We start from the raw sequence: 558 nt of genomic DNA, 5'->3' as shown, positions 1-558 counted from the left end.
AAAATCTCTTTTTTATTATCCTTTTCGGAAGGAAGCTTCATAAATTTCATTAAATACGCACCAAGGAAATACGTGCCTGCGAAGATCCAAATAACCCCTTTTGCACCGATAAGTCCAATAAATAACCCAACGATTGCTGGAGCGATAAAGTAGGACATTCCTGCACCAAAGCTTACAATCGCCATCGCCGATCCTTTTTTCTCAGGAGCAAGTGATGCTACCAATGCTGAAAGCGGAACGAAACCACAAAGAACAATTCCCATAAAAATGCCAGCAATATTTAAAGCCAAGAAACTGCTGCCAAATACTTCAGGTGTGTAAAGCAAGACGAGTAACATAACGCCCATACCGAAGCTGCCAAGCCATTGAATCGTTTTTTGCCAGCCTAACCATTTATCACTGATGTAAGGAATGATTAGGTTAAAGATAATATTTGCAAACCACATCGTTCCCCACATTTGTAAAAACTGTTCAGTCGTAAATCCGTAATTTGACTTCAAGTACATCGGGAAAAAGATTGGCAGGGAACCGATCCCCGTTGAATTGATAATCCGGACC

Annotated in this window: 1 protein-coding gene; it reads right to left on the bottom strand. The window is 40.7% G+C overall.

Features of this window, described 5'->3' with window-relative positions; translation table 11 throughout:
- Window positions 1-558: MFS transporter (locus tag V7659_RS25805; protein ID WP_335542962.1), on the bottom strand; the 558-nt coding region annotated here is incomplete at both ends.

Origin of the sequence: Neobacillus drentensis (genome assembly GCF_036966985.1) — a bacterium.
Classification (GTDB): domain Bacteria; phylum Bacillota; class Bacilli; order Bacillales; family Cytobacillaceae; genus Neobacillus; species Neobacillus drentensis_E.
Note: the sequence above shows the minus strand (reverse complement) of the source record. Positions and strands in the feature narration are given on the sequence as shown.